The organism is Methylopila henanensis, from assembly GCF_042681025.1.
GTDB lineage: Bacteria > Pseudomonadota > Alphaproteobacteria > Rhizobiales > Methylopilaceae > Methylopila > Methylopila henanensis.
Genome location: NZ_JBHUER010000010.1, coordinates 192,155 through 217,841, shown reverse-complemented (window position 1 = coordinate 217,841; position 25,687 = coordinate 192,155). Strand labels below are relative to the sequence as shown.

At 70.6% G+C, this 25,687-nt stretch carries 26 protein-coding genes and 1 riboswitch; of the genes, 9 read left to right on the top strand and 17 right to left on the bottom strand.

Features of this window, described 5'->3' with window-relative positions; genetic code table 11:
• Positions 1–38: 38 nt before the first annotated feature.
• Both ACFSCV_RS14115 and ACFSCV_RS14110 read right to left on the bottom strand, forming a co-directional pair.
• The gene (locus tag ACFSCV_RS14115; protein ID WP_378800212.1) at positions 39–2,669 is read right to left on the bottom strand and encodes a DUF2339 domain-containing protein; all 2,631 of its coding nucleotides are present in this window, start codon (positions 2,667–2,669) and stop codon (positions 39–41) included.
• A gap of 85 nt (positions 2,670–2,754) precedes the next feature.
• Entirely contained in the window at positions 2,755–4,203 is a 1,449-nt protein-coding gene (locus ACFSCV_RS14110; RefSeq protein WP_378800211.1) for a phospholipase D-like domain-containing protein, read from the bottom strand.
• 140 nt (positions 4,204–4,343) lie between these two features.
• Here ACFSCV_RS14110 and pqqA point away from each other — a divergent pair, with 140 nt between their 5' ends.
• Positions 4,344–4,481: a pyrroloquinoline quinone precursor peptide PqqA gene (gene pqqA, locus ACFSCV_RS14105; protein WP_378800210.1), complete on the top strand. Its 138-nt coding sequence runs from the start codon at positions 4,344–4,346 to the stop codon at positions 4,479–4,481.
• A 128-nt stretch (positions 4,482–4,609) separates the two neighbouring features.
• Here the strand turns inward: pqqA and metC are convergent, their stop codons facing one another.
• Entirely contained in the window at positions 4,610–5,788 is a 1,179-nt protein-coding gene (gene metC / locus ACFSCV_RS14100) for a cystathionine beta-lyase (protein ID WP_378800209.1), read from the bottom strand.
• 256 nt (positions 5,789–6,044) lie between these two features.
• Between metC and ACFSCV_RS14095 the strand changes: the two genes are divergently transcribed.
• The 5 genes from ACFSCV_RS14095 (at position 6,045) to ACFSCV_RS14075 (ending at position 10,732) form a co-directional block, all read left to right on the top strand.
• Positions 6,045–7,061, top strand: a complete 1,017-nt coding sequence (locus ACFSCV_RS14095; protein ID WP_378800208.1) for an amino acid ABC transporter substrate-binding protein — start codon at positions 6,045–6,047, stop codon at positions 7,059–7,061.
• Between the two features lie 162 nt (positions 7,062–7,223).
• Complete coding sequence (locus ACFSCV_RS14090; RefSeq protein ID WP_378800207.1) at positions 7,224–8,426, top strand: amino acid ABC transporter permease; 1,203 nt, start codon at positions 7,224–7,226, stop codon at positions 8,424–8,426.
• 25 nt (positions 8,427–8,451) lie between these two features.
• Positions 8,452–9,582, top strand: a complete 1,131-nt coding sequence (locus tag ACFSCV_RS14085) for an amino acid ABC transporter permease (RefSeq protein WP_378800745.1) — start codon at positions 8,452–8,454, stop codon at positions 9,580–9,582.
• Between the two features lie 105 nt (positions 9,583–9,687).
• Positions 9,688–10,395 carry an amino acid ABC transporter ATP-binding protein gene (locus ACFSCV_RS14080; RefSeq protein ID WP_378800744.1) on the top strand — a complete coding sequence of 236 codons (708 nt, stop codon included), beginning with the start codon at positions 9,688–9,690 and terminating at the stop codon, positions 10,393–10,395.
• A gap of 76 nt (positions 10,396–10,471) precedes the next feature.
• On the top strand, positions 10,472–10,732 hold the full coding sequence (locus ACFSCV_RS14075; RefSeq protein WP_378800206.1) for a hypothetical protein: 261 nt from the start codon (positions 10,472–10,474) through the stop codon (positions 10,730–10,732).
• A 33-nt stretch (positions 10,733–10,765) separates the two neighbouring features.
• Here the strand turns inward: ACFSCV_RS14075 and ACFSCV_RS14070 are convergent, their stop codons facing one another.
• From ACFSCV_RS14070 to ACFSCV_RS14020, 11 genes are all read right to left on the bottom strand, one after another.
• Positions 10,766–11,377 carry a thiamine phosphate synthase gene (locus tag ACFSCV_RS14070; RefSeq protein ID WP_378800205.1) on the bottom strand — a complete coding sequence of 204 codons (612 nt, stop codon included), beginning with the start codon at positions 11,375–11,377 and terminating at the stop codon, positions 10,766–10,768.
• A complete protein-coding gene (locus ACFSCV_RS14065) occupies positions 11,374–12,147 on the bottom strand; it encodes a thiazole synthase (protein ID WP_378800204.1) in 774 nt (257 codons plus the stop codon). Before ACFSCV_RS14065 ends, ACFSCV_RS14070 begins: the two co-directional genes overlap by 4 nt.
• 1 nt (position 12,148) lies before the next feature.
• Entirely contained in the window at positions 12,149–12,346 is a 198-nt protein-coding gene (gene thiS, locus ACFSCV_RS14060; protein WP_271199010.1) for a sulfur carrier protein ThiS, read from the bottom strand.
• A complete protein-coding gene (locus tag ACFSCV_RS14055) occupies positions 12,315–13,316 on the bottom strand; it encodes an FAD-dependent oxidoreductase (RefSeq protein WP_378800203.1) in 1,002 nt (333 codons plus the stop codon). Before ACFSCV_RS14055 ends, thiS begins: the two co-directional genes overlap by 32 nt.
• A 57-nt stretch (positions 13,317–13,373) precedes the next feature.
• Positions 13,374–13,474, bottom strand: a riboswitch (TPP riboswitch).
• Positions 13,475–13,526: 52 nt separating this feature from the next.
• The gene (locus ACFSCV_RS14050; RefSeq protein ID WP_378800202.1) at positions 13,527–14,525 is read right to left on the bottom strand and encodes a CobW family GTP-binding protein; all 999 of its coding nucleotides are present in this window, start codon (positions 14,523–14,525) and stop codon (positions 13,527–13,529) included.
• Positions 14,522–14,815 (bottom strand): hypothetical protein, encoded by a 294-nt coding sequence (locus ACFSCV_RS14045; protein ID WP_378800201.1) that lies wholly within the window; start codon positions 14,813–14,815, stop codon positions 14,522–14,524. The genes ACFSCV_RS14050 and ACFSCV_RS14045 overlap by 4 nt, the downstream gene beginning before the upstream one ends.
• A 5-nt stretch (positions 14,816–14,820) precedes the next feature.
• Positions 14,821–15,720 carry a polysaccharide deacetylase family protein gene (locus ACFSCV_RS14040; RefSeq protein WP_378800200.1) on the bottom strand — a complete coding sequence of 300 codons (900 nt, stop codon included), beginning with the start codon at positions 15,718–15,720 and terminating at the stop codon, positions 14,821–14,823.
• Between the two features lie 98 nt (positions 15,721–15,818).
• Complete coding sequence (locus ACFSCV_RS14035; RefSeq protein ID WP_378800199.1) at positions 15,819–17,258, bottom strand: amidohydrolase family protein; 1,440 nt, start codon at positions 17,256–17,258, stop codon at positions 15,819–15,821.
• A 2-nt stretch (positions 17,259–17,260) separates the two neighbouring features.
• Positions 17,261–18,286, bottom strand: coding sequence for an ABC transporter substrate-binding protein (locus tag ACFSCV_RS14030; RefSeq protein ID WP_378800198.1), 1,026 nt, complete (start codon positions 18,284–18,286; stop codon positions 17,261–17,263).
• Positions 18,287–18,314: 28 nt separating this feature from the next.
• On the bottom strand, positions 18,315–19,094 hold the full coding sequence (locus tag ACFSCV_RS14025; RefSeq protein WP_378800197.1) for an ABC transporter permease: 780 nt from the start codon (positions 19,092–19,094) through the stop codon (positions 18,315–18,317).
• Positions 19,094–19,933, bottom strand: a complete 840-nt coding sequence (locus ACFSCV_RS14020) for an ABC transporter ATP-binding protein (RefSeq protein WP_378800196.1) — start codon at positions 19,931–19,933, stop codon at positions 19,094–19,096. Before ACFSCV_RS14020 ends, ACFSCV_RS14025 begins: the two co-directional genes overlap by 1 nt.
• Before the next feature lie 115 nt (positions 19,934–20,048).
• On the opposite strand from ACFSCV_RS14020, the gene ACFSCV_RS14015 reads away from it, so the two are divergent.
• Positions 20,049–20,792 carry a GntR family transcriptional regulator gene (locus tag ACFSCV_RS14015; RefSeq protein ID WP_378800195.1) on the top strand — a complete coding sequence of 248 codons (744 nt, stop codon included), beginning with the start codon at positions 20,049–20,051 and terminating at the stop codon, positions 20,790–20,792.
• Positions 20,793–20,942: 150 nt separating this feature from the next.
• Here the strand turns inward: ACFSCV_RS14015 and ACFSCV_RS14010 are convergent, their stop codons facing one another.
• Positions 20,943–21,344, bottom strand: coding sequence for a nuclear transport factor 2 family protein (locus ACFSCV_RS14010; protein WP_271198999.1), 402 nt, complete (start codon positions 21,342–21,344; stop codon positions 20,943–20,945).
• A 128-nt stretch (positions 21,345–21,472) separates the two neighbouring features.
• Here ACFSCV_RS14010 and ACFSCV_RS14005 point away from each other — a divergent pair, with 128 nt between their 5' ends.
• Together ACFSCV_RS14005 and ACFSCV_RS14000 are read left to right on the top strand one after the other, a co-directional pair.
• Entirely contained in the window at positions 21,473–22,702 is a 1,230-nt protein-coding gene (locus ACFSCV_RS14005) for an amidohydrolase family protein (protein ID WP_378800194.1), read from the top strand.
• Between the two features lie 16 nt (positions 22,703–22,718).
• Positions 22,719–23,927, top strand: a complete 1,209-nt coding sequence (locus ACFSCV_RS14000) for a Zn-dependent hydrolase (RefSeq protein WP_378800193.1) — start codon at positions 22,719–22,721, stop codon at positions 23,925–23,927.
• 173 nt (positions 23,928–24,100) lie between these two features.
• Here the strand turns inward: ACFSCV_RS14000 and ACFSCV_RS13995 are convergent, their stop codons facing one another.
• Together ACFSCV_RS13995 and ACFSCV_RS13990 are read right to left on the bottom strand one after the other, a co-directional pair.
• Positions 24,101–25,180 carry a D-TA family PLP-dependent enzyme gene (locus ACFSCV_RS13995; protein ID WP_378800192.1) on the bottom strand — a complete coding sequence of 360 codons (1,080 nt, stop codon included), beginning with the start codon at positions 25,178–25,180 and terminating at the stop codon, positions 24,101–24,103.
• Positions 25,177–25,635 (bottom strand): RidA family protein, encoded by a 459-nt coding sequence (locus ACFSCV_RS13990; protein WP_378800191.1) that lies wholly within the window; start codon positions 25,633–25,635, stop codon positions 25,177–25,179. The genes ACFSCV_RS13995 and ACFSCV_RS13990 overlap by 4 nt, the downstream gene beginning before the upstream one ends.
• Between the last annotated feature and the right edge of the window lie 52 nt (positions 25,636–25,687).

Genomic DNA, 25,687 nt, shown 5'->3' with positions numbered 1-25,687 from the left:
CGCCGATGCAATGCGCTTAGCGCATCATTTCAAGATTGTCATGCGCTCGCACGTGGGGCTAGCAGGCGCTGGTAGACGAGGCCGATGCCGACCAGCACCGCGCCGAGCCCCATGAAGGACAGAGCCCGCAGGGCCCCTCCGAGGCCGGCCATGTCGAACAGGAACACCTTCAGCGTCACGGCGGTGACGACGGCGGCTGAGGCGAGGCGCAGCGCCTTCGACCGGCGCGCGACGCCCGCCGCAAGCGTGGCGAGGCCGAAGACGAGCCATACCGCGGAATAGGCGTACCATTCGGGATCGCTGGTGATCGGCCCGTCCAGCGTGGCGCCTGCGAAGGCGCGCCGCACGACGAGGCTGGCCCAGGCGAGGCCGAGCGCCAGCGCGACGCCGCCGAAGACGCGGGCGACCCACGTCGGCGCTTCCGGAGCGGCGAAGCGGGCAGCGGCCGCGGCGGCGAGCGCTGGAACGAGATAGCCCGGCAGCAGCGCGTTGAGCAGGACGCCGTCGCCGACCGGCTCGCCGGTGAAGAGCGGATTCGCGGCCAGGAACAGCCCGAGCAGCGCGACCGCGACGCCGAGCCCGCCCGCGGCGAGCGCGCCATAGGCGAGCACCGGGCTCGCCCGCTTCAGCCGCAGCCGCCCGACCAGCGCCGCGAGCCCGAAGGCGACGGTGGCGTCGAGCCCGGCTTCGAGCAGCCGCACCCCGTCGCCGACGAGATCGCCGTGCGCGAGATGGCGCGCCTGCGCGAAGCCGAGCAGCAGCGCGAACAGCAGCGCCGCGCCCTCCAGAACCTGCGCCGGCCACGGCTGTCCGGCGCGGTCGAACCGGCGCGAGGCGAACCAGAACGCGGCCGCCGGCGCGCCGTACCCCCAGAGTAGGGCGTTGAACACCGGCGTCGACGACAGCGCCTCGCCGACGATCCGGGGGTCGATCGCGACCCGCGCGGCCACGAGGCTAGCCGCCGCGACCGCGACGAAGCCGAGCGCCCGGATCGGCCGCGCGGTCGCGGCGTAGCCGAGCGCCGCCGTCAGGAAGGCAAGCGCGACGGTCAGCGCTCCGTCGCGCATCGCCATAGCGAGCGCGAGGCCGAGAGCGGCGGCCGCGCCGGTGACATAGGCCGCCGTGGCGGCGGGGCCTCCGGAGGCCGAGGCTTCGCGGCGGACGGCGTTCTCGCTCAGCGCGACGTAGACCGCGGCGAGCAGGGCGGCGCACGCCGCGAAGCCGAAATCGGTCGCGAAGCCCGCGACGCGCCAGTAGGCGACGCCGAGCAGCGCCAGCGGCGCCGCAACGGCCGCCGCCGCGAGGCAGCCCGCCCTCCAGAGCGGGGTCGCCGGCGCGCGGCGGGCCGCATAGGCCCCGCCTGCCAGATGGACGGCGCCGAGGACGGCCGCGAAGACGAGGAAGCGCGCCACGCCGACCGGCGTGGCGGCAGGGTCGCCAGGCATGGGATAGGTCGTGGTCTCGGCGAGCAGCGCGAGCGCGGCGTCGTCGAACGACAGAGCGGCGAGGCCGGCGAGGGCTGCGCTCGCGACCGCGGCGGGCGCGAAGACCGGGACGCGCGCGGCGAGCGCGAGCATGGCCGCGAGCAGCAGGGCGAGCCCTGCAAGCGACAGCGCGGCGAAGCCGTCGATCACCGGGCCGGCGAGCGCGAGAAGACCAAACAGCGCGATCAGCGCGTTCGGAACGACGGGGGGCCGGGGCGGAGCGGCCTCGCCCGCCCGCAGCGCGGCGGCGAGCGCCACGAGGGCCGAGGCGTAGGCTATCAGCGCGAAACCGTCGCCGCTTTCGGCGACGCCAGTCGCGGCCAGCGCGCCCCACGCGGCGCCTGCGAGGCCCGCGGCGAGCGCGAGCGCCGGCCAGTTCCGGATGCGGGCCACCGCGAAGGCCGCGGCCGTCGGCGCGAGCAGGTAGGTCAGGAGGGCGTAGAGGTTCGGCTCGGTGGACGACACCAGCAGCGGCGCGGCGTGGGCGCCGATGAGGCCGACCGCTCCAAGCACCGGACCGTGCAGGGCAGCCGCGAGCAGCGTCGCCACGGCGACTGCGCCGAGCAGCACGAAGGCCGGCGCCGGACCGATGAAGCCGTAGAGCGCATAGGCCGCGTAGACGGTCGCGAACGCGCTGACGGCGCCGGCGGAGGTCACGACGGCCGGGATATCGATCGCGCGGCGCGGGCGGCCGGCGCGCGCCTCGGCGCGACGCATGCGTTCGCCGAGCGCGAGCAGGCCGGAGGCGAAGGCCGCGCCAAGCAGGGTGCGCGCCGCGGGGCCGAGCAGTCCCTGCTCGATGGAGTAGCGCACCAGGAACACGCCGCCGAGCGCGAGCGCCAGTCCGCCGACGATCACCGACCAGCGCGCCCCGAGCCGTTCCTCCAGCGAGCGCTTCGGAGGCTGCGGCGCGGCGGCGGGCTTCGGCGTCGGGGGAACGACGTTCGCCGGTCTGGGCGCGACCTGCGGCGCGGGTTTTTGCTGCGGTTGCGGCGCCGCGGAGGGGCGAGCGTCGGCGGGAACCACGCCCGCGGCGCGCCGGCCGATCTCCGCCTCCAGCGTCGCGATCCGCCGTTCGAGCGCGGCGATGCGCGACCGGGACGCGAGAGCGAGCGCGAAGCCCACGACGCCGAGAATCGGGACGATGATCAGCGCCAGCAGAAGCAGGCCGTACTCGGGTTCCAACGCAGCCTCGCGCCGTTGCGGGTGCGCGACGATAGAGGCGCGCGCCTCCGGCGCAAAGCGCGTGGCGGCGAAGCTGGAGAGCTTTCTACCGCAGCCCGATCCGCCTCCGCGCCCGCCGCCACAGGCTTGGGGGACGCTCGGGATCGACCAGATCGGTCTCCGACAGCGCGTCCTCGACGTCGTCGACCTCGCGGGCCTCCAGCGGTTCGAGGCGGCGGCCGGCGCCGCGGAACGACTCGATCGTCGCGATCAGCGAGCCGGTCCGGGACAACTCGGCGGCGATCTCGTCGGCCGTCACGCCGAGATGCTCGGCCAGGAGGTCGTCGCGCATGCGCGCGATCACGCCGCGCAGCCGGTCGTCGTCGGCCGCGGCCTCGATCGCCACGTCGCTCTCGGTGTCGAAGCCCATGGAGCGGTTGTTGAGGTTCGACGAGCCGACCTTGAGCAACGTGTCGTCGACGATCATGACCTTGGCGTGGACGTAGATCGGCGTTCCGTCCGGCGTCGCCGGCCAGTAGATTCGGAACCGTCCATGGACGTCGGCGCGGCGGGCGAGGCGCACGAGCTTCGCCCGCGCCGCGCCCATGGTGCTCTCCTCGAGCCAGCCGTCCTGCGACTCCGGGTTGATCACCACGATCTCAGGCCCGTCCGGCTCGGAAAGCCGCGCGGCGATCGTCTCCGCGATGCGGCGCGAGGCGAAGTACTGGCTCTCTATGTAGAGGAAGCGCTCGGCGCGCGCGATCGCGGCGAGGTAGAGCCGCTCAATCTCCGCCACCTGGGGCTGGTCGCCATATTCGGCGAAGGTGCGCGCGATCGCGACGTCGACGTCCGCGACGGTGGCGGGCAGGTCGTCGGGCCAGGGATCGCTGCCGCTCGGCGGCGCGTCCAGCTCCTCGCCGGTCGCGATCCGCCATCGCGCGCGGGCGAGATCGCCGAGCGCCCGCGCCGCCGCGCCGTCCATGCAGGTGGTGGCGTCGTGCCACGGCTGAAGCTGCCGGCCCCAGGGCGAGCGCCGGCCCTTGTCGTCGGCGCGATGCTCGCGCGTGTCCCAGCGGCCGAGCGTCATGTCGATGCCGCCGCAGAAGGCGAGCGCGTCGTCCACGACCACGATCTTCTGGTGGTGGGCGGCGAGCGGCGGATGGCTGGCGTCGAGCTTCATGCGGATGTTCTTCTTCAGCATCCACTGCACGAGGTAGAATGGCGTCTCGCCGCGACCGAGCGTCTCCAGGACCCCGAGGTTCCATTTCAGCAGGTGGATGCTGAGCTCCGGCCGCCGGTCCGCGACGAAGCTCAGGAAGGGGCCGAGCCGGTTGGGCCCCTCGATCGTCGCGCCGTGGGGCTCGAGTTCGATCCGGCTGTCGAAGTCCCAGCCGATCAGCATGACCGAGCGCCGCGCCTTCAGGATCGCCTGCTTGGCGGCGCGGTAGTAGTCGGCGGCGTCGACGATCAGCGCGAAGCGGTCGGCGCGCTCGATCCGCCAGCAGGTGTCGCCGGGCGCGAGCAGGGCGGCGGGCGGCGGAGAGGGGGTCAGCATCGGGTCTCGCGGCGCGGTGACGGGCGACCCGCGTTATAGGGCGCAGCCGCCCGGCGTCCGCATTGCGCCGCGGGAGCAGCCGCGGGACCGCTCTCGAAACATGACAGAGAATTAACTGGCGGCGGGAAAGCGGGCTTCCTATGTTTCAATCATCGAACACGCGGCGACGCCGCCGCGGGCAAACACAGGAGGCTACTATGGCCGTTTGGACCGCTCCGATCGTCGAAGAGACCCCCGTTGGCCTCGAGGTCACCTCGTACAGCCCGGCTGAGCTCTGAGCTTCTAAGCTCTGACGATCAGTTTCGAAGCCCCGCGCGGCCCTGCCGCGCGGGGCTTCGTCGTTTCCGGGCAGGGGTCGATCGCATCTGCTCGGCGAGGGACCATTCCCGACGCTGTCGAGCGGCGTTCAGGCCGTCGACGTGTAGCGGGCGAGGCCCGCTTCCAGGTCCGCGAGCAGGTCCTCGACCTCCTCCAGCCCGATATGGATGCGGATCGTCGGGCCTTCCGGCGCCCAGCGGCTCGCGGTGCGGATGCGGCCGGCGTCGTAGGGGATCGCGAGGCTTTCGAAGCCGCCCCAGGAGTAGCCGAGGCCGAACAGCTCCAGCCCATCCAGGAACGCGGCCACCGCAGCCCGCGATCCGGGCGCGAGCTCGACCCCGAACAGGCTCGACGCGCCCTCGAAATCGCGCTTCCAGAGCGCATGGCCGGGATCGGTCTCGAGCGCCGGGTGCATGACGCGCGCGACCTCCGGCCGGCTGTTCAGCCAGCGCGCGACCCGTAGCCCCGCCTCCTGCTGATGCGCGAGCCGGACGCCCAGTGTGCGAAGGCCGCGAAGCGCAAGGAATATATCCTCCGGACCGACGTGAATTCCCATCGCGCCATGCGCCGCCTTCAGCGCCGGAGCGTAGGATTCATTCGCCGAGATCGTGCCGATCAGCAGATCGGCATGCCCGCCGAGATATTTGGTGCCGGCCGTCAGCGACAGGTCGACCCCGTGATCGTGCGCCTTAAAAAGCAGCGGCGTCGCCCACGTGTTGTCCATTACGACGGCCGCGCCGCGCGCATGGGCCGCGCCCGCGATGGCCGGGACGTCCTGAATCTCGAAGGTCAGCGACCCCGGGCTCTCGACGAAGACCGCTTTGGTTTCGGGCCGGATCAGGTCCGCGATCTGCGCCCCGATCAGCGGGTCGTAATAGGTGGTCTCGATCCCGAGCCGGCGGAGCAGCGTATCGCAGAGATGCCGCGTCGGCTGATAAGTGGAATCGACCATCAGCAGATGGTCCCCGGAGCCGAGCACGGACAGCAGCGCCGTCGTCACCGCCGAGAGGCCCGACGGGGTCAGCGCCACGTGCGCTCCGCCCTCAAGCTCCTGCAGCGCTTCGGTCAGCGACTCGTAGGTCGGGCTGCCGCGACGGCCGTAGGTGTATCGGCCCGAGCCGCTCGTGAGGTCGGCGACCGTCGGCGACAGCACGGTCGATCCGCGCACGATTGGAGGGTTGACGAAGCCGTGCTGGTCGACGACGTCGCGCCCGCCGAGGACGAGGTAGGTCATCGGCCCGTAGGAGCGACCGCTCTTTCGCGCCATCGGCGAACCTCTCGCGTGGTCGTGAACGACCTTCGTTCATGCGTTCGCCCATAGGGCGGCGTCAAGCTTGACCAATAATTGCAACTGGCGCGAAATTCATCTCGCAGCCGTCGGAGGTTCGCGCAAAGATAAGGCGTCGGTCATCGGCGGCTTTCGAGCGCCGGGCTGGCGGGCGTTGAAAATGCCAAGGCAGGAAGCCGCCGGTGTTGCGACTTTGGTCGCAATGGAGCGAGCGGCGAACAAGGCGAGAAGATTTATGAAAAAAATCCTTACCGCTCTGGCGCTCGGCGCTTCGGCGGTCTTCGCGTCCGGCGCGGCGGGCGCCGCCACGCTGGACCAGGTCAAGAAGGACGGCGTGCTGAAATGCGGCGTCAGCACCGGCCTTCCGGGCTTCTCGAACCCGAACGAAAAGGGAGAGTGGACAGGGCTCGACGTCGACCTGTGCCGCGCCGTCGCCGCCGCGATCCTCGACGATCCGACCAAGGTCCGCTTCACGCCCCTGACCGCGAAGGACCGCTTCACGGCCCTGCAGTCCGGCGAAGTCGACGTGCTGTCGCGCAACTCCACCTGGACGTCGTCGCGCGACGCGACCCAGGGCCTGAACTTCACCGCCACCAACTATTACGACGGCCAGGGCTTCCTGGTGCGCAAGGCGCTCGGCGTGAAGTCGGCGCTGGAGCTCAACGGCGCCTCCGTCTGCACCCAGTCCGGCACCACGACCGAGCTCAACGTCGCGGACTTCTTCCGCACCAACAACCTCCAGTACGAAGTCGTGGCCTTCCAAGGCCAGGAAGAGACGCTGAAGGCCTATGAGTCCGGCCGTTGCGAGGTGTTCACCTCGGATTCCTCCCAGCTCTACGCGCTGCGCCTGAAGCTCGCCAATAAGGACGAGCACATGGTGCTGCCGGAGCTGATCTCGAAGGAGCCGCTCGCCACCGCCGTCCGTCAGGGCGACGACCAGTGGTTCGACGTCGTGAAGTGGGTGCACTACGCGATGCTGAACGCCGAAGAGGCCGGGATCACGTCGAAGAACGTCCAGGAGATGCTGAACTCGCCGAACCCCGACGTCCGCCGCATGCTCGGCGTCGAGGGCAATTTCGGCGAACAGCTCGGCCTGACCAAGGACTGGGTCGTCCGCATCGTCGGCAAGGTCGGCAATTACGGCGAGGCCTTCGACCGCAATGTCGGCGCCGGTTCGCCGCTCCAGATCGAGCGCGGCAAGAACGCGCTCTGGACCAAGGGCGGCCTGCAGTACGGTCCGCCGATCCGCTGAAGACGGTTCGGCCGGAGCGCGGGCGTCCTACGTCCCGCTCCGGCCGCCCGGTCTCCGCGACGGCGCGGGGACCGGCTCGGACGTCGATGGGCGCATGTCCCGTCGCGGCATCAGTCGGCCCGGAGCCGCAGCGGCCCGCCCGTCTCATTCGTGGAGCCCCGAATGGCGATCACTCACGAAGGTCCAGCCCCCGCTGAGCCGGCCCGCTCGCGCTCGTCCATCCTGAACGACGCGCGCTTCCGGGGCCTGGTCGCGCAGGCGGTCGTGGCCGCGATCGTGGTCTTCGCGATCGGCATGATGGTCTGGAACGCCCAGACCAACCTCGCCAACCAGCGCATCGCCTCGGGCTTCGGGTTCCTGAACCAGACCGCCGGCTTCGGCATCAACCAGACGATGGTCGAGTACAACGAGACCTCGACCTACGGCCGCGCGCTCCTCGTCGCCATCATCAACACGCTGCTGGTCGCCGGCGTCGGCATCTTCTTCGCGACGATCTTCGGCTTCCTCGTCGGCGTCGGCCGGCTTTCGAAAAACTGGATGGTCCGGCAGGTCTGCACCGCCTATGTCGAGGTGACGCGCAACCTGCCGCTGCTGTTCCACATCCTGTTCTGGTACCTCGCCGTGCTCGCGGCGATGCCGGCGGCGCGCAACAGCTATTCGCTGTTTGGTGAGATCTACATAAACAATCGCGGAATCTACATCCCGAGGTTCGTATTCGGCGAGGGCAGCGGCGTCGGGCTGATCGCCTTCGCCGTCGCCATCGTCGGCGTGGTGGTCCTGAAAAAGTGGGCGACGGCCCGGCGGAACGCGACCGGCCAGCAGTTTCCGGTGTTCTGGACCTCGGTCGGCCTGCTGATTGGCCTGCCGCTGGTCGCGCTGCTCGCCGTCGGCTTCCCCGTCACGATCGACCACCCGGTCCTGAAGGGCTTCAACTTCAACGGCGGTTCGCGGCTGCTGCCGGAGTTCGCGGCGCTTGTCATCGCGCTCTCGATCTACACCGGCGGCTTCATCGCCGAGATCGTCCGCGCCGGCATCAAGGCCGTGAACTACGGGCAGTCGGAGGCCGCCGCCTCGCTCGGGCTGAAGCCCGGCCTGGCCACCCGGCTGGTGGTGATCCCGCAGGCGCTTCGGGTCATGATCCCGCCGCTGACGAGCCAGTACCTCAACCTGACCAAGAACTCGTCGCTCGCGGCCTTCGTCGGCTATCCCGAGCTGGTCCAGGTCTTCGCTGGCACCACGCTCAACCAGACCGGCCAGGCCATCGAGATCATCGCGATCACGATGGGCATCTACCTCGTGATCAGCCTCGTCACCTCGGGCTTCATGAACTGGTACAACAAGCGCGTCGCGCTGATCGAACGGTGAGGGCGGCGGCATGACCGACACGACCATCGCGGGACCGAACCGTCCTTTCATCCGCACCGAGATGCTGACGCCGCAGCCGCCGCCGGCGGCGGTGTCGGGCTTCTCCGGCTGGGCGCGGCAGAACCTCTTCTCCGGTCCGATGAACGCGCTGCTGACGCTCGTCTGCGCCGCGCTCGCCGTCTATCTCGCCTGGGTTTTCATCGACTTCCTGTTTCTGCGCGCGGTGTGGACCGGAACGAATCGCGAAGCCTGCGTCGCGCCCGGCGTCGGCGCGTGCTGGCCTTTCATCACCAACCGTTTCGGGCAGTTGCTGTATGGGTTCTATCCGGCGGACCAGCATTGGCGCCCGGCCACGGTGTTCTTCGTGGCGGTCGCGCTGATCGTTCCGCTGCTGATCCCGAAGGCGCCCTATAAGAAGGCGAACGCGCTCCTGTTCTTCGTCGCGTTCCCGATCTTCGCCTTCGTGATGCTGCACGGCGGCTATTTCGGCCTCCGCACGGTCGAGACCCGGGCCTGGGGCGGCCTGCTCGTCACGCTCGTCGTCGCGACGACCGGCATCGTCGCCTCGCTGCCGCTCGGGATTCTGCTGGCGCTCGGCCGCCGGTCGAAGCTGCCGCTGATCAAGTTCGTCTCGATCGCCTTCATCGAGTTCTGGCGCGGCGTGCCGCTGATCACCGTGCTGTTCTTCGCCACCTATATGCTGCCGCTGTTCCTGCCGTCCGGCTGGACGATCGACGGCCTGCTGCGCGCGCTCGTGGGCGTCGCGCTGTTCTCCGCCGCCTACATGGCCGAGGTGGTGCGCGGCGGTCTGCAGGCGATCCCGAAAGGCCAGTACGAGGGCGCGATGGCGATGGGCCTGCGCTACTGGCCGATGATGCTGCTGATCGTGCTGCCGCAGGCGCTGAAGCTGGTCATCCCCGGCATCGTCAACACCTTCATCGGCCTGTTCAAGGACACGACGCTGGTCGCGATCGTCTCGATCTTCGACTTCCTCGGCATCATCCGTGCGGCCTTCGCCGACCCCAACTGGGCGACGCCGATGACGGTCTACACCGGGTTCGCCTTCGCGGGCATCGTCTACTTCATCTTCTGCTACGGCATGTCCCGCTATTCGAGGTTCGTCGAAGAGCGGCTCGACACCGGCCACAAGCGCTAAGCACAGGGAGCCGCCGTCATGGCCGAATCCGTCGTCGAAGCCTCAGAACTGCCGTCCGTCGACAAGGCGCCGCCTTCGAAGGAGATCGCGGTCGAGATCATCGGCATGCACAAGTGGTATGGCGAGTTCAACGTCCTCAAGGACATCAACCTCAGGGTGAAGCGCGGCGAGCGCATCGTCATCTGCGGGCCGTCCGGCTCCGGCAAGTCGACGATGATCCGCTGCATCAACCGGCTCGAGGAGTTCCAGAAGGGCCAGATCATCGTCGAGGGCACCGAACTCACCAACGATCTCAAGAAGATCGACGAGATCCGGCGCGAGGTCGGGATGTGCTTCCAGCACTTCAACCTGTTCCCGCATCTGACGATCCTCGAGAACTGCACGCTGGCTCCGATCTGGGTGCGCAAGATGCCCAAGAAGGACGCCGAAGAGATCGCGATGCACTTCCTCAAGCGGGTGCGCATTCCCGATCAGGCCCACAAGTATCCGGGCCAGCTCTCGGGCGGCCAGCAGCAGCGCGTCGCCATCGCCCGCGCGCTCTGCATGAAGCCGAAGATCATGCTGTTCGACGAGCCGACCTCGGCGCTCGACCCCGAGATGGTCAAGGAGGTGCTCGACACCATGGTCGGCCTCGCCAACGACGGCATGACGATGCTGTGCGTGACGCACGAGATGGGCTTCGCCCGTCAGGTCGCCGACCGCGTGATCTTCATGGACGCCGGCCAGATCGTGGAGTCGAACGAGCCGAACGCCTTCTTCGCCAACCCGCAGCACGAGCGCACCAAGCTGTTCCTCAGCCAGATCCTGCACTGACCGCGCAGGCGGGCGGGGGGCTAGGGGAACCGACCGCGGCCCGGCGGGTTTCTCCCTCGAACAAGGGAGATGACGCATGGCGGGCTCGCCGACACCTGAGAAGGACCGCAGCGCCGCGACGGGCGCCTCCGAGGCGGACGCTGTCCGGCCCGTGAAGTTCGAGCGGCGACCGGACGCGGGCCCCGGCAAGGGAGACGCTCCCGACGGCCCTCCGGACGCCGCCGAGACGGCCGGCGTGAAACGCAGGGCCGGGGACGCGCGCAAGACGCCGAAGAGCGCGCCGGGCGCGATCGATCCGGAGAAGCTCGACAGCGAATCCGACGACGCCGCGGGATGAGCGGTTGCGCTTCGCGCCTACATACTCTCGACTTCAGGCCTGAACGCGTGTGATCTCGATCCACTCGCGGGCGCGCGCTTCCGGATCGGCGGCGCCGACCACGTCGTTGACGACGGCCACGACGTCCGCGCCGGCGGCGAGGCACTGCGCGGCGCGCTCGGGCGTCAGGCCGCCGATCGCGACCAGCGGACGGTCGCCGATGACCCGCTTCCATTCGCCGATGCGCTCAAGCCCTTGAGGCGCAAAAGGCATTTGCTTCAGGATCGTCGGCCAGATCGGCCCGAGCGCCACATGGTGCGGATCGACCGACAGCGCCCGGTCGAGCTCAGCCGGCGTGTGGGTCGAGACGCCGAGGCGAACGCCCGCGGCGCGGATCGCCTTGAGGTCGGCCCCGTCGAGGTCCTCCTGCCCGAGATGGAGGAAGGGCGCGCCGAGATCGATGGCGGCCTGCCAGTAGTCGTTGACGACAAGAGTTGCACCGGCCGTCGCGCAAAGCTGCAACGCGCGGTTAATTTCATGGTTAACAACGTCTTGCGGCTTGTTCTTAACCCGAAGTTGGATCAGCCGCGCGCCGACGCCCACGAGACGCGCCACCCAGTCCGCGCTGTCGACGACGGGGTAGAACGGATCGAGCCGCGCCGTCATGCGAGGCTCGCGCGGCCGAAGACCGGCGTCGAGGGCGCGGCCATGTCGCGGGGCTCGATCGGGTCGGCGAGGAAGCCCGCTCGGCCCGCTTCGATGGCGCGGGCGAAGGCGCCGGCCATGGCCACCGGATCGCCGGCCTTGGCGACGGCGGTGTTGAGCAGCACGGCGTCGTAGCCGAGCTCCATCGCGGCGGCGGCGTGGCTCGGCCTGCCGATGCCGGCGTCGATCACCAGCGGCACGTCCGGGAAATGCGCCCTGAGCGACCGCAGCCCATAGACGTTGTTGAGCCCCATGCCGGTGCCGATCGGGGCGCCCCAAGGCATCAGCAGCTTGCAGCCGGCGTCGAGCAGGCGCTCGGCCACGACCAGGTCCTCGGTGGTGTAGGGAAACACCTCGAAGCCTTCAGAGGTGAGGATGCGCGCCGCCTCGACCAGGCCGAAGACGTCCGGCTGCAGGGTGTCGGCCTCGCCGATCACTTCGAGCTTGATCCACGACGTCCCGAACACCTCGCGCGCCATCTGCGCGGTCGTCACGGCCTCCTTCACGGAGTGGCAGCCGGCGGTGTTGGGCAGCACCCGCACGCCGAGCTCGGCGATCAGCCCCCAGAAGTCCTGGCCCTCGCGCAGCCGGCCGGATTCGCGACGCAGCGACACGGTCAGAATCTCGGTCCCGGAGGCCCGCGCCGCGTCGGCGAGGATGGCGGGCGAGGGGTACTGCGCCGTGCCGAGCAGCAGGCGGGACGCGATCTCGACGCCGTAGAAGTTCAGCATGTCAGCCTCCTTGCCGGGGCGAAACGATTTCGATGCGGTCGCCGTCCTCGAGCGCGGTGGCGGCGCGGGAGGCGGCGGGCACGAAGGCGCCGTTCAGCGCCGTCGCCACCACCGCGCTGTCGAGCTCGAGCAGGCGCAGCGCCTCGGCGAGGTCGGCCGCGGCGAGATCATGCTCGTCGCCGTTCACGGTCAGCTTCATGGGACGTGTCCTCCGGTCGCGTCGCGATCTCCGCGGCCTGCTGAGCGCATGTGGGCGACAACAGAAATCCGTGACGGTAGAGACCGTTGACGTAGGTTGTTCCGCCGCGTCTTTCAACGCGCGGCAGGTTGTCGGGGAAGGCGGGACGGACGTCGGCCCGCACTTCGAGAATCTCGGCTTCGCCGAAGGCCGGGTGCAGCGCATAGGCCGCATTCAGCAGGTCGACGACCGAGCGGGCGGTCGCGCCGCGGCGCTCGGCGCTCTCGATCATGGTCGCGCCGAGCATGAACACGCCGCCGGCCCGCGGCACCACGTAGAAGGGAATGCGCGGGTGCAGCAGCCGCACCGGCCGCGACAGGCGGATCTCGTCGGTCCGCACCACCAGCATTTCCCCGCGAACGCCGCGCAGGTCCGGCAGGGCGTCGCGGGCGGCGAAGCCCCGGCAGTCCACCACGGCGTCGTCCCCGACCTCCGCCGGGTCGGCCTCGACGCCGTAGCGGAACGTGACGCCTCGCTCGCGCAAGGAGCGCTCCAGTGAGGCGAGCGCGCCGCGCGGGTCGAGATGCCCCTCGTCGGGGAAGAACAGGCCGGCGCGGAAGCGGCCGGCGAGGTCGGGCTCCAGCTCCGCCACCCGGTCGCCGTCGATGGTCTCGTAGCGCTCGGTGCGGCGGGCGAAGCGCGTGAGCTCGGCCGAGTCCCGCGGCGGCGCGACCACCAGCGTGCCGTGGCGCGTCACGGCGCCGGTCGCTTCGTCCCACCAGTCGAGCGCGACCGCGCCGCGCGTGGCGACGACCGGCTCGGCGCTCTCCCGCTCGCACCACGGCGCCAGCATGCCGCCGGCGGACCAGGAGCAGGCGCCTGCGCCGAGCGCGGCCGCGCGGTCCACGACCGTGACGGTCGCGCCGCGACGAACAAGCTCCAGAGCGGTGGTCAGGCCGGCGACGCCGGCGCCGAGAACGGTGACGCGCATGGGCGCGGGTGCTCGCTTCCGCGTGTGGCGGGTCGAGCCGGCGAAATGCGGAAAGCGTCGGTCTGGCGCCCCCGTTCCTTCGCCGGCATGACCCGGATCAGGTTCAAAGGGTTCGGCTCTCGCCGTCTCAGCCCTCGCGGGCACCCCTCGGGTTCCGAGACGATGGGGGCGGCGGCCGGCGGTGTCAACGGCCGGCGCCGTCTTCCGTCATCAGGCCGCGACGTGAGCGGCGGGCGGCGCGACGCGGCAGAACGCCCGGAACGAGCGCTCCACCAGCGCCGGGTCCAGCCCGTGCGCGATCACCACCAGCTTGGTGGCGGGGCGCCCGTCCGGCCATGCGTCGAGATGGACGGGGGCGTGCACCAGATGCTGCACGCCCTGGATCACGACGGGCGTGTCGACGCCCTCGACCGCGACCAGACCCTTGAGCCGCAGGATGCGGTCGCCGTGCCGGTTCAGCAGCATCGACAGCCAGAGGCCGAAGCGCGCCCAGTCCAGCGGCTGCTCCGCAGCGAGCGCGAAGGCGCGCACGGCGCCGTGGCGGCCGGCGCCCGCGGCGAGCCAGCGCCGGACCTCGACGGCGCGGGTCGCGTCGTCATGGACGTCGGCGAGCAGCAGGTCGGGCGAGGGCGCGTCGTCGGGGAAAAGTTCGATCACCGGCGCTGCCGGATTGAGGTTCGCGAGCCGTGTCCTGACGCGGGCGGCCGCGGCCTCCGGCGCAAGATCGGTCTTGGTGAGGATCAGGCGGTCGGCGACAGCGGCCTGACGCACGGATTCCTCGTGGGCGTCGAGCGTCGCCTCGCCCAACATGGCGTCCACCACGGTCACGATCGCGCCGGTGCGGAGCTGGTGGCGCAGCGCCGGGTCGGCGGCGAGGGTCGCAACGACCGGACCGGGGTCTGCAAGGCCTGTGGTCTCGATCACGATCCGATCGAAGCCGGCGATCTCGCCGCGGGCGCGCCGCCCGAGTAGCGCCATCAGCGCGTCGCGCAGATCGCCGCGCACGGTGCAGCAGAGGCAGCCGCTCTTCAGCAGCACCACGTCGTCGGCGATCCGCTCCAGCAGCAGGTGGTCGAGCCCGGCCTCGCCGAACTCGTTGACCAGCACGGCCGTGTTGGCGAGCTCAGGTTCCGCCAGCAGGCGCTTCAGCAGCGTCGTCTTCCCCGAGCCGAGGAAGCCGGTCAGGATGTTGACGGGAAGGCGGCTCACCGCTCCAGCGCCGCGATGACGGCGGGATCGAGCGGGTCGCAGTCGCGGCGGATCAGCTTTTCGGCCGCGGGCCAGACCGCGCCGAGCGTGTCGACCACCGCGACCTTGCCGGTGCGGGACGACAGCGTGAAGCGGCCGCCCCATTCGCGGACGCCGAGACCGTAGAGCGCCAGCGTCTCGTTCGCCACCGCCGCGCGGCGGTGGCGCTCGGCGGTCGGCGTCAGCGCAGGGTCCGCGACGCCGTCGCTCCAGTGCGCTTCCGATCCGAACGACCCGCAGAGCCCGCACATGGCCGTCAGGACTGCGGCCGCGCGCTTCCCGAGCGCGGATAGCGCTTGGCGAAATCCTCCGCGATCTCCTCCATCGCGACGAACTTCACGCCGGCATGGGCGCGCATGTGGTCGTAGAGCCGCTGGTGCATCTGCAGCACGTGCGGGCGGCCGGAGACGTCCGGGTGGATGGTGAGCGGGAACACGGCGTAGTCGTAGTTCTCGTAGACCCAGTCGAACTGGTCGCGCCACATCCGTTCGATGACGTGCGGATCGACGAAGCCGTGGCTGTTGGGCGCGGCCTTGATGAACATCATCGGCGGCAGGTCGTCGAGATGCCACGAGGCCGGGATCTCGATCAGGTCGGTCTCCGCGCCCGAGGTGAACGGCTTCATCCAGGTCGAGGGGTGCTGCGAGTAGTCGATCTTGGTCCACTGGTCGCCGACCGTCACGTAATAGGGGTGATGGTCGTTGTGCATCAGCGAGTGGTCGTAGCGGACGCCCTTCTTCTGCAGCAGTTCGTTGGTCTTGGCGCCGAACTCCCACCACGGCGCCACATAGCCGCGGGGGCCCTGGCCGGACAGCTCGGCGATCACCTCGACGCATTTGTCGAAGATCGCCTCCTCCTGCTCCGGCGTCATCGCGATCGGGTTCTCGTGGCTGTAGCCGTGCATGCCGATCTCGTGGCCGGCGGAGGCGACCGCCTTCATCTCCTCCGGAAAGGTCTCGATCGAGTGGCCGGGGATGAACCAGGTGGTCTTGATCCCCCACTTGTCGAACAGGCGCAGCAGGCGGGGCGAGCCGACGCGGCCGGCGAACACGCCGCGGGAGATGTCGCAGGGGCTGTCCTCGCCGCCGTAGGAGCCGAGCCAGCCGGCCACGGCGTCGACGTCGATCCCGTAGGACACGAAAATCTCCTTCGGCATGGCGTCTCGTCCTCTCTGTCGTTGTTCGGCTTCTGGTCGGTCAGTTCATCCTCGCGGGGCGAGGGCGGCAAGTCACGCTTCGTCGACGGGCCGCGGCTTCAGCCGCAGCCGAGGCAGCCCCGAAACCAGTCGCGCAAGCCGGCGTCGAACGGCCCCCATGCGGCTTCGAGCGCGCGATGGCGGCCGGCGTTCGCCCGGAACAGCGTCCGAAGCTCGGCCTCGACCGCGTCGAGATCGACGCCCGTGACGCGGCCGTCGGCGACGATCGTGCGGCCCGCCACCACGACCTCGCGCACATGGGCCGCGGCGCCGCGGGTGAACAGCAGGTCGAGCGGATCGACCGGTGCGATCCGGTCGCGGTCAAGCGCGTCGAGATCGAACGTCACGAAATCCGCCGGCGCGCCGGGCGTCAGCGCTCCGTCTCCGGGCGCGCCGACGGCGGCGCGGCCGGCGGCGATCACGGCCGACAGAAAGCCGGCGCGCGTCCATGCGGGATCGAGCTTCGCCCCGGCGTGGACGCCGTGCACCAGCCGCATCTCGCGCAGCAGGTCGTCGTCCTCGTCGAGCGCCTGCCCGTCGACGCCGACCGCGACCCGGCAGCCGCGGGCGTGGGCCTGGCGGATGGGGCCGAGGCCCGAGCGCAGATACATGTTCGAGCTGAAATTGGTGACGATCCGCGCGCCGGAGGCCGCGATCCGGTCGAGTTCGTCGGGGCGCGCATGGACGCAATGGGCGAGCGTCAGCCGCTCCGACAGCAGGCCGATCTCCTCCAGATGCCGGACGACGCCGTCGGGGAAGGCCCGGTCCGCCCAGGCGCGCTGGCGCTCGGTCTCCAGCAGATGCATGTGCACGCGCCGCCCGGTGCGGGCGGAAGCGTCCGCGATCGCCTCCAGCATCGGGCGCGAGCACCATTGCGGGCCCGCCGGCCCGTACTGCACGTCGACAAGCGGCCCCGCGATCGCGTCCGCGATCTCGTCGACGAGGTCGAGATAGGCCTGCGGCGTCGTGGGCTCGCGGACGAAGGCCTCGCGGAACAGCGCCTCGGTCGCCGGGGGCAGGCGCGCCAGCATCTCGGTCTCGTCGCCATAGACCAGCGGGTTCATGTCGCGCACGGCGGGCGCGAAGGCGATGCGCACGCCGATGTCGTTCGCGGCGCGGGCGATGGAGCGGGCCTCGTCGACCGGAGACAGCGTCCCGCTCGGCCGGGTGTAATGGACCATCACCGCGCCGCAGCCGGCCCGCGCGGCGCGGGCGAGCGGGGCGATCGCCGCGAGATAGGGGTCCGGCGGCGTCACGAACACGTTGCGCGGCAGCCAGGCTTCGAGCGGCAGGAAGGCCGACCCGAACGAGGTCGTCGACAGCGGCCGCGCATGGTCGTGCGCGTTGACGAGCGCCGGCGTCACCAGGCGTCGCGGCCCGCGAGGCGGCTCGCCAAGCCGCTCGATCGCCGCGACGCCGCCGCCCTCATGCGCGAGGGCGACGTCGTGGCGAAGGCGTTCGCCGTCGAACAGCGCCGCGGCGGCGACGGCTCCGGCCATGGTCAGTTCGCCGTGTAGACGAGTTCGCGCTCGGCGCGGGCCGGCAGGAACTCCCGCGAGAAGATCTCGGCCGGCTCCGGCGCGCGGGGCAGGCCGTAGCCCGCAACCACGATGTCGATCGCCTTCTTCATGCGGTCGTCCTTGATGTCGCCGAGGCCGATCTCGGCGGCTTCGGGCGAGACCATCAGCTTCTCGTAGGCGAACTGCAGGCGGCGCTTCTCGACCGCGAGGTTGACGAGGTTGTCATAGGCCTCGATCGCCTTCATGCCCGCCTCCTGGTCCTTGCCGATCTCGATCGCCGCGCGGTTGACGGCCTTGACCAGCCCCGCCACCGCCTTCGGATTCTCCTTCAGCAGCTTGCGCGAGACCATCATGCCGTTCGAGTAGAGGTCGAGGCCATAGTCGCCGAAGTTCAGCCAGCGGTAGTCCTTGTCCGGGTCCTGCCGGTTCAGCACGAGGTTGAAGTAGCTCGTGAGGGTGAACACCATCGCGCCGTCGATGTCGCCGCGGATCAGCATCGGCTCCTGAAGGTTCGGGGCCATGTTGGAGAGCTTGACCTTTTCCATGTCGACGCCGTTGGTCTTGGCGAAGACGGAGATCAGGCGCGTGGTCGGCGTGCCCTGCGCGCCGCCGAGCGTCTTGCCCTCGAGGTCCTTCGGGGACTTCACGCCGGCCTCCGCCTTGGTCACGACCGCGAAGGGCGGGCGGTTCCACATCTGGTAGACCATCACCGGCGCGGCGTCCGGGCGCTGGGCGGCGTTCTGGATGATGGCGTTGACGTCGCCGAAGCCCGCGTCCCATGCGCCCGACATGATGCGGGTGACGGTCGCGCCCGAGCCCTCGCCCTGGTCGATCTGGACGTCGAGCCCTTCCTCCTTGAAGTAGCCCTTGTCCTTGGCGAGCATGAAGGCGGCGTCGGAGCCTTGGGTCTTCCAGCCGAGCGTGAACTTGATCTTGGTGTCGGCCGCCGCGGCGGGCGCCGAGACGAGGGCGCCGAGCGCGAGCGCGGCGAGGAGCGGTTTGAGCATCTCGGGGATCCTTCCTGCTTGGGAATGGTCAGGCGGCCGCGAAGTCGTCGCGGCGGGAGGCCCAGCCGGTGACGCGGCGCTCGATGAGGGAGAAGGCGACGTAGAGGGCGACGCCGAGGCCCGCGAGCACGAACAGCCCGGCGAAGACCAGCGGCACGTCGAAGTTCGACGACGCGCTCATCATCACGTTGCCGACGCCGCGGTTCGACGCGACGGTCTCGGCCAGCACGGTGCCGACGAAGGCGTAGGTGATTGAAACCTTCAGCGCCGCGAAGAAGAACGGCGTCACGCGCGGCAGGCCGACGTTCCAGAGGATGTCGGCCTTCGAGGCGCCGAGCGCCTTGAGCACGTCCTCGAGCTCGGGCTCGGTGGTGGCGAGGCCCGTCGCGACGTTCACGACGATCGGGAAGAAGCAGATCACGAGCGAGGTCAGGACGGCCGGAACCGTGCCGGAGCCGAACCACAGCACGAAGATCGGCACCACGGCGACCTTCGGGATCGACGAGAAGCCGATGAGCAGCGGATAGGCGGTGTCGTAGGCGACCTTCGAGACGCCGATCAGCGCGCCGATGGCGACGCCGATCACCACGCCGCCGACGAAGCCGATCATGGTCGTCATCAGCGTCTGCAGGATGTGCGGCCACAGGATCGGCAGCCGCGCGAACAGGGTGGCGAACACCTGGCTCGGGCGCGGCAGCACCAGGTCCGAGACGTCGAGGGCGAGGCAGAGCGCCTCCCAGAGGAGGAAGAAGCCGACGATCAGGGCGACAGCCCAGAGCTTGCGGCGTACGGCGGCGAAATCGGTCATCAGCTCTGCTCCGCGCCGCCGCGGGCCTCCACGATGCGCGCCCTGAGGCGCTGGTTGAGGGCGACGAAATCCGGGTCGAACGTCATGGCGACGGTGCGCGGGCGCGGGAAATCCACCGGGCTGTCGTCGAGGATGCGGCCGGGGCGGGCGCTCATCACGCAGATGCGGCTCGCGAGGTACCCGGCCTCCTTGAGGTCGTGTGTGACGAGCAGCACGGTCGGCTTGCGCGCGAGCCACAGGTCCTGCAGTACGCCCCAGAGCTCCTCGCGGGTGAACTGGTCGAGCGCGCCGAACGGCTCGTCGAGCAGCAGCAGCCGCGGTTCGTGGATCAGCGCGCGGCAGAGGTTCGCCCGTTGCTGCATGCCGCCCGAGAGCTGCCACGGATACTTTTCGGCGAAGCCCTTCAGCCCGACCTGATCGAGCAGCGCGTGGGCGCGGTCGCGGAACTCCGTCCGCCGCTTGGCGCGGTACTCGCCGCGAAACGGCCGCACGATCTTGAGCGGCAGCATGATGTTCCGCTCGACGGTGAGCCAGGGCAGCATCGTCGGGTTCTGGAACGCCATGCCGATGCGCATCGCCTTGGCGGCGGTCTCGCGGCCGCCCACGATGACGGTGCCCTCGCTCGGCTGCAGCAGGCCGCTCGCGAGCTTGAGGATGGTGGACTTGCCGCAGCCGGACGGGCCGACCAGCGCGACGAACTCGCCCTCGGCGATCTTCAGCGTGGTCGGGCTGAGCGCCGCGGTCTTCCGCGCGCCGCGGCCAAAGGTGACGGCTGCGCCGGACAGGGCGATCGCGACGCGCTCCGCGCCAGGGTCGTGACGGTGTGTTCCGGACATCATGCATGCGCCTCCATGGCGAAAGTGCATGCAAGCGTGGCCCCAGATCGCCTTGCGCAGTCCCGCCGCCCGGCGCTATCACGCGAGGGGCTCAGCGGCCTCGGGAGGGACTCGCGCGATGAAGGCGGACGTGGACGCTGCTTCGAAGACCGCGCCGGACCGGGTCGGCGTCATCTGTCAGGCGCTGCGCCGCGCGATCATCGAGCGGGCGCTCATGCCGGGCGACCGGCTGCCCGAAGACGCGCTCGGCGAGCGCTTCGGCGTCAGCCGCACCATCGCCCGCCACGCGCTCGGCCAGCTCGGCTCCGAGGGGCTGGTGGAGCTTCGCCGCAACCGCATCGCCGTGGTCGCGACCCCGAGCTGGGATGAGGCGCGCGATCTGTTCGACGTGCGCGCCGGCCTCGAACGGCTGGTGGTGAAGCGGCTCGCGGGCCGGCTGACCCGCGCTCAGGTGGCGGAGCTGGAAGAGGGCATCGAGCGCGAGCGGCAGGCGAAGGGCGGCCCGGAGCCGATCTCGATCCGGCTCGCGACCGAGTTCCACATCCGCCTCGCCGAGATGACCGGCAGCCCGGTGCTCATCCGCTACGTCAGCGAGATCGCCTATCGCTGCTGCCTGACGCTCGCGCTGTTCGCCCGGCCGCACTCCTCGGACTGCGCGGTCAGCGAGCACCTCGAGATCGTGGCGGCGCTCGCCGGCGGCGACGCGGAACGGGCGACGGCCCTGATGGACCACCACCTCGAAGCCGTCGCCGGCCGCGCGCTGGTGTCCGAGTCGACGTCGAAGCCGCGTAACATCATGGACGTGCTGGCCCCTTACGCGCACGACGCCGCGCCGCCGAAGGGCGGGCGCGGAGGGCGGTGACTGCGTTTGCAAAATGTACGGGGCGCGCGACCCAAGCGCCTGTCATGCCCGGCGAAGCCGGGTATCCACGACTTTTACGTCTGGCGCTACGGGTCAAAAGGAAGTCGTGGATGCCCGCGAAGGCGGGCATGACGACGAGCCTGAGGCCGTTCAGGCCTCGACGCCGAGCCGCGTAAGAATGCGTTCGGCGCTGTCGTTCCAGACGTCCATGGTGACGATCTTGCCGCCGCGCACCAGGAAGCGGTCGACGTAGCGGTTGCCTTCGAACGGCTCGCCGTCCGGCCACGCGCCGTAGAGCGTGCCGACGCTGTAGACCACCGTCTCGCCGTCGCCCGGGGCCACGTCGAACCGCTCCATCCGCTTCTTCACCCAGGCGTAGCGCATGGCGTTGAAGGCGGTGGGGCCGCTCGGATGCGTGAAGGGACGGCCGCCGGTGAAGGTGATCCGCACGTCGTCGGCCATGTAGCTCGCGGCCCGCTCGGGATCCGGGACCATCGAGGCTTCGAGGAAATCGCGCACCAGCGCGGCGTCAGGGGACAGGGCGTCGGACATCGGATTCATCCTCACGGCTGCGGGACGTCCAAGCTTTAAGCAGAATGCGAGGCAAAGTGCATGCAATTAGTTCATGCATTTTGCGCCCCCGGCGCTAGTTTTGTGGGCATGTTCCGCGGACGCTGCGCATGACCCTCGATCTCGTCGTCACCAATCTCAACACGCGTGACGCCCCGGCGCCCGTCGCGATAGGGATCGCCGGAGGACGGATCGCGGCGATCGAACGCGAGATCGTGTGCGACGCGCCCGTGATCGACGCCGGCGGGCGATTGGGACTTCCGGGCTTCGTCGACACCCACGTCCATCTCGACAAGGCCTGCCTGCTCGGGCGCTGCGGCCACGCCCATGGCGACCTGAAGGCCGCGATCGCGACCGTCGCGCGGCTGAAGGCGGACTTCACCGAAGAGGACGTGCTCGCCCGCGCCGGCCGCTGCCTCGACCGCGCGATCGCCCACGGCACGACACGGATGCGGACCCATGTGGAGGTCGACCCGCGCGCCGGCCTGCGCAGCTTCCGCGCGCTGAAGCGGGCGCGCAGCGACTACGCCTGGGGGATCGACCTCGAGCTCTGCGTGTTCCCGCAGGAGGGGCTGACCAACGATCCCGGCTGCGAGGAGCTGCTGGTCGCGGCGCTGGAGGAGGGCGCCGATGTTCTCGGCGGCTGCCCCTACACCGACACGGACCCGATCGCCCAGCTCGACCGCCTGTTCGAGCTCGCCGCGGATTATGACGTCGCGCTCGATCTCCATCTCGACTTCGATCTTGACGCCTCCACCGGCCATCTGGAGGACGTCTGCCGGCGGACGGAGGCGTTCGGCCGCGGCGGCCGGGTCGCGGTCGGCCATGTGACCAAACTCTCCGCCATGACGCCGAGCGCCTTCGAGCGCGCCGCGGCCCGGCTCGCGGGCGCCGGCGTTGCGCTGACGGCGCTGCCCGCCACCGACCTCTACCTGATGGGGCGCGACCGCTTCGCCGACCGGCCCCGCGGCGTGACGCCCGCGCACGAGCTCGCGCGCCGCGGCGTCACCGCCTCGATCGCCACCAACAACGTGCAGAACCCGTTCACGCCGTTCGGCGACCTGTCGCTGATGCGGATGGCGAACCTCTACGCCAACGTGGCGCAAGTCGGCCCCGACGGTTTCGACGCCTGCCTCGACCTCGTCACCGACGGGCCGGCGCGGCTGATGAACCTCGACGACTACGGCCTGCGCGTCGGCGCCGCGGCCGATCTCGTCGTGCTCGACGCGGCGGACGCCGGAGAGGCCTTCGCCGACATCGCGGCCCCGCTCTGGGGCCTGAAGCGCGGGCGGCGGAGCTTCGAGCGGCCGCGCGCCGCGCTCAACCCGCCTGACGCCTGATCTCCAAGGACATGCAATGACCGCCCCGACCGTCGACACGGCCCGCTTCCTCGCCGACCTCCACGAACTGCGCCAGATCGGCCGGTTCAAGACCGGCGTCCATCGTCCGACCTATTCGCCGCAGGACATGGAGTCCCGCGAATGGCTGATGCGGAAGATGGCGGAGATCGGACTTGCCCCCGAGATGGACGGCGTCGGCACGGTGATCGGCCGCGGGGAGGGCGCCGGCCCCCGCCTGCTCGCCGGCAGCCATATCGAGAGCCAGAACGAGGCCGGCTGGCTCGACGGAGCGCTCGGCGTGGTCGCGGCGCTCGCGCTCGCGCGCTCGGGGCTCGCGGTCGATCCGATCGCCTTCGCGGACGAGGAGGGGCATTTCGACGTCGGCTTCCTCGGCAGCCGCTCGGCGATCGGCGACCTGACGGAAGCCGAGATCGACGGCTCCCGCAACCGCACCGACGGCACGCCGCTGCGCGCCGCGCTGAAGGCGGCGGGGCTCGAAGGCCGCCCGCGCCTGACGCTCGATCCTGCCCGCTACCGCGGCTATCTCGAAATGCACATCGAGCAGGGCACGACGCTGGAGAACGCCGGCGAGCGCGTCGGCGTCGTCACCGGCATCGTCGCGATCTGGCAGTTCCGGCTGATCGTCGAGGGCGCGCAGGACCACGCCGGCGGAACCACCATGGCCGAGCGCCGGGACGCCGGCCTCACCGCCGTCCGGCTGCTCGCCGCGATCGACGCCGAGTTCCCGCGCGTCTGCGGAGAGCGCAGCACCTGGACCACGGGCTGCATCGCGCTCGACCCCGGCGCGCCCAGCATCATTCCGGGGACCGCCGACGTGCTGTTCCAGTTCCGCGACGTCGAGATCGCGGTTCTGGAGCGGATGGAGGACTGCCTTCGCCGCCTCGTTCAGGAGAGCAACCGCCGCGAGCGCTGCCACACCACAATTGAGGTCCTGAGCCGCGCCGTCCCCGCCGTCTGCGATCCCGGCCTGATGGACGCGCTGTCGGCGGCCGCCGAGCGCCTCGCGCCGGGCGCGTGGCGGCGCATGCCGAGCGGCGCGGGCCACGACGCCCAGAACCTCGCGCGCATCATGCCGGCCGCGATGCTGTTCACGCCCTCGATCGGCGGGATCAGCCACCACTGGTCGGAGGACACCAAGGAAGAGGACCTCGCGCTCGGGGTCGAGGTGCTGTTCGAGGCCGCGCGGAGCGTGCTGGCGGGGTAGGGCGCGGTCGTTATTCCCCCTCACCCGGCCCTACGGGCCGACCTCTCCCCGCCGGGGAGAGGCCGGAGGGCGTCAGCCCTCCGGGTGAGGGGGCTGTGACGGACCCCCCAAGTCGTGGATGCCCGCAAAGGCGGCATGACGGCGAGGATGGCGGCCGCGCGAAACGCCGCGCCTCACACGCTCAGGCCGCGGGCGACGACCGGGATCTCGCCGACGATCGTAGCCCCGCGCACGGCGACGAGGCGGTCGACCATGTTCACCACCACGCAGACATGGTTCGGCACGATCCGCACCACGTCGCCGACGGCGGGCTTCGCCGCGCAGGCCCGGAGGTCGAGGAACCCGTGCTCCTCCGAGAGCGCGCCGATGCGGGCGTCGGGGTGTTCGAGGATGAGGCCGTGGCCGTCGAGGCCGCCGGGGTCGCTGGTCAGCGTCTTGGAGCCGGCGTCGACGATGCCGCGCTCAGGCCCCGCGCGGCTCACGACCGTGGCGTAGACATGGGCGGCGCAGTCCCGGAGCGTCGCCACCCCCGCCGCCATCTGCATGCGGTCGTTGAAGATATAGGTGCCGGGACGGTGCTCGGTCGCGCCGTTCAGCGCGCCGAGGTTCTTCAGGTTCGGCGAGCCGCCGGTCGACACGATGCGAGGCTTCAGCCCCTCCGCGGCGAGGCCCGCGGCGGCCGTGTCGAGGAAGCCTTGCGTCTCCGGCCAGCGGTCCGGCGGCGGGTAGAGCAGCAGGCCTGCGAAGGTGAGCCCGGGCGTCGCCGCGATCCGTTTCGCGAGCGCGACCGCCTCCGCCGGCGTCTCGACGCCCGCGCGCTTCAGGCCTGTGTCGCATTCCACGACGACGTCGAGCGGGCGGCCGGCGATCGCCGCCGCGGGCCGCAGGCCGTCCACGGTGACGGGGCTGTCGGCGGCGACCGTCACCCGCGCCCGCTTCAGCAGCGCGCCGAGGCGGCCGACATTGCGTTCGCCCAGCAGATTGTAGCTGATCAGGATGTCGTCGAGCCCGCCGTCGGCCATAGCCTCGGCCTCGCCCAGCTTCTGGCAGGTGATCCCCTTCGCGCCAGCCGCGACCTGCAGCTTCGCCAACTCCGGCGACTTGTGGGTCTTCACGTGCGGGCGGTTGGCGAGGCCGGCGGCGTCGCACAAGCCTTGCACGCGCGCGACGTTGGCCTCCACCACGTCGAGATCGACCACCACCGCGGGAGTCCCGAAGGTTCGGGCGATTTCGGCGCCAAGCGGCGTCGTCACGGCAGGATCCGGACGATCGCCTCGATCTCGACCGTCATGCCGTTCGGCAGCGAGCCCATGCCGACCGCGGAGCGGGCGTGGCGTCCGCGCTCGCCCAGCACCGCGACCAGCAGGTCCGAGCAGCCGTTGATCACCTCCGGCTGCTGCGTGAAGTCCGGCGCCGCGTTGACCATGCCGAGCAGCTTGACGATCTCGACCTTGTCGAGGTCGCCGACCGCGGCCTTGATGGCGGCGAGCAGGCCGAGCCCGACCATCTTCGCGTGCTCGTAGGCTTCCGCGACCGTGACCTCGGCGCCGACCTTGCCGACATGGTGCGAGCCGTCGGCGAGGCGGGGGCCCTGGCCCGAGAGGAACAGCAGGTCGCCGACGCGCTTCGCCGGCACGTAGGTCGCGACCGGGGTGTAGGTCGCCGGGAGCTCCAGTCCGAGCTCCTTCAGTCTGTCTTCCGCGCTCACGCCGCCTCCTTGTGTCGTCCGCGCTGGCGCCCCGCAGACGGCGCGCCGCGCA

What these genes read in the sequence shown, in the direction of transcription:
- metC (WP_378800209.1), bottom strand. Translation starts at nt 5,788, where the DNA reads ATGGCGCGAAAGAGCGGTCGCTCCTACGGGCCGATGACCTACCTCGTC.
- ACFSCV_RS14065 (WP_378800204.1), bottom strand. Translation starts at nt 12,147, where the DNA reads ATGCTGAACTTCTACGGCGTCGAGATCGCGTCCCGCCTGCTGCTCGGC.
- ACFSCV_RS14035 (WP_378800199.1), bottom strand. Translation starts at nt 17,258, where the DNA reads ATGGCCGGAGCCGTCGCCGCCGCGGCGCTGTTCGACGGCGAACGCCTT.
- ACFSCV_RS14090 (WP_378800207.1), top strand. Translation starts at nt 7,224, where the DNA reads ATGGCGATCACTCACGAAGGTCCAGCCCCCGCTGAGCCGGCCCGCTCG.
- ACFSCV_RS14095 (WP_378800208.1), top strand. Translation starts at nt 6,045, where the DNA reads ATGAAAAAAATCCTTACCGCTCTGGCGCTCGGCGCTTCGGCGGTCTTC.
- ACFSCV_RS14030 (WP_378800198.1), bottom strand. Translation starts at nt 18,286, where the DNA reads ATGCTCAAACCGCTCCTCGCCGCGCTCGCGCTCGGCGCCCTCGTCTCG.
- ACFSCV_RS14055 (WP_378800203.1), bottom strand. Translation starts at nt 13,316, where the DNA reads ATGCGCGTCACCGTTCTCGGCGCCGGCGTCGCCGGCCTGACCACCGCT.
- ACFSCV_RS14010 (WP_271198999.1), bottom strand. Translation starts at nt 21,344, where the DNA reads ATGTCCGACGCCCTGTCCCCTGACGCCGCGCTGGTGCGCGATTTCCTC.
- pqqA (WP_378800210.1), top strand. Translation starts at nt 4,344, where the DNA reads ATGTTTCAATCATCGAACACGCGGCGACGCCGCCGCGGGCAAACACAG.
- ACFSCV_RS14040 (WP_378800200.1), bottom strand. Translation starts at nt 15,720, where the DNA reads ATGCCGAAGGAGATTTTCGTGTCCTACGGGATCGACGTCGACGCCGTG.
- ACFSCV_RS14015 (WP_378800195.1), top strand. Translation starts at nt 20,049, where the DNA reads ATGAAGGCGGACGTGGACGCTGCTTCGAAGACCGCGCCGGACCGGGTC.
- ACFSCV_RS14070 (WP_378800205.1), bottom strand. Translation starts at nt 11,377, where the DNA reads ATGACGGCGCGGCTCGATCCGTTCTACCCCGTCGTCGACAGCGCGGAC.
- thiS (WP_271199010.1), bottom strand. Translation starts at nt 12,346, where the DNA reads ATGAAGCTGACCGTGAACGGCGACGAGCATGATCTCGCCGCGGCCGAC.
- ACFSCV_RS14080 (WP_378800744.1), top strand. Translation starts at nt 9,688, where the DNA reads ATGCACAAGTGGTATGGCGAGTTCAACGTCCTCAAGGACATCAACCTC.
- ACFSCV_RS14110 (WP_378800211.1), bottom strand. Translation starts at nt 4,203, where the DNA reads ATGCTGACCCCCTCTCCGCCGCCCGCCGCCCTGCTCGCGCCCGGCGAC.
- ACFSCV_RS14020 (WP_378800196.1), bottom strand. Translation starts at nt 19,933, where the DNA reads ATGATGTCCGGAACACACCGTCACGACCCTGGCGCGGAGCGCGTCGCG.
- ACFSCV_RS14045 (WP_378800201.1), bottom strand. Translation starts at nt 14,815, where the DNA reads ATGTGCGGGCTCTGCGGGTCGTTCGGATCGGAAGCGCACTGGAGCGAC.
- ACFSCV_RS14005 (WP_378800194.1), top strand. Translation starts at nt 21,473, where the DNA reads ATGACCCTCGATCTCGTCGTCACCAATCTCAACACGCGTGACGCCCCG.
- ACFSCV_RS14025 (WP_378800197.1), bottom strand. Translation starts at nt 19,094, where the DNA reads ATGACCGATTTCGCCGCCGTACGCCGCAAGCTCTGGGCTGTCGCCCTG.
- ACFSCV_RS14000 (WP_378800193.1), top strand. Translation starts at nt 22,719, where the DNA reads ATGACCGCCCCGACCGTCGACACGGCCCGCTTCCTCGCCGACCTCCAC.
- ACFSCV_RS14075 (WP_378800206.1), top strand. Translation starts at nt 10,472, where the DNA reads ATGGCGGGCTCGCCGACACCTGAGAAGGACCGCAGCGCCGCGACGGGC.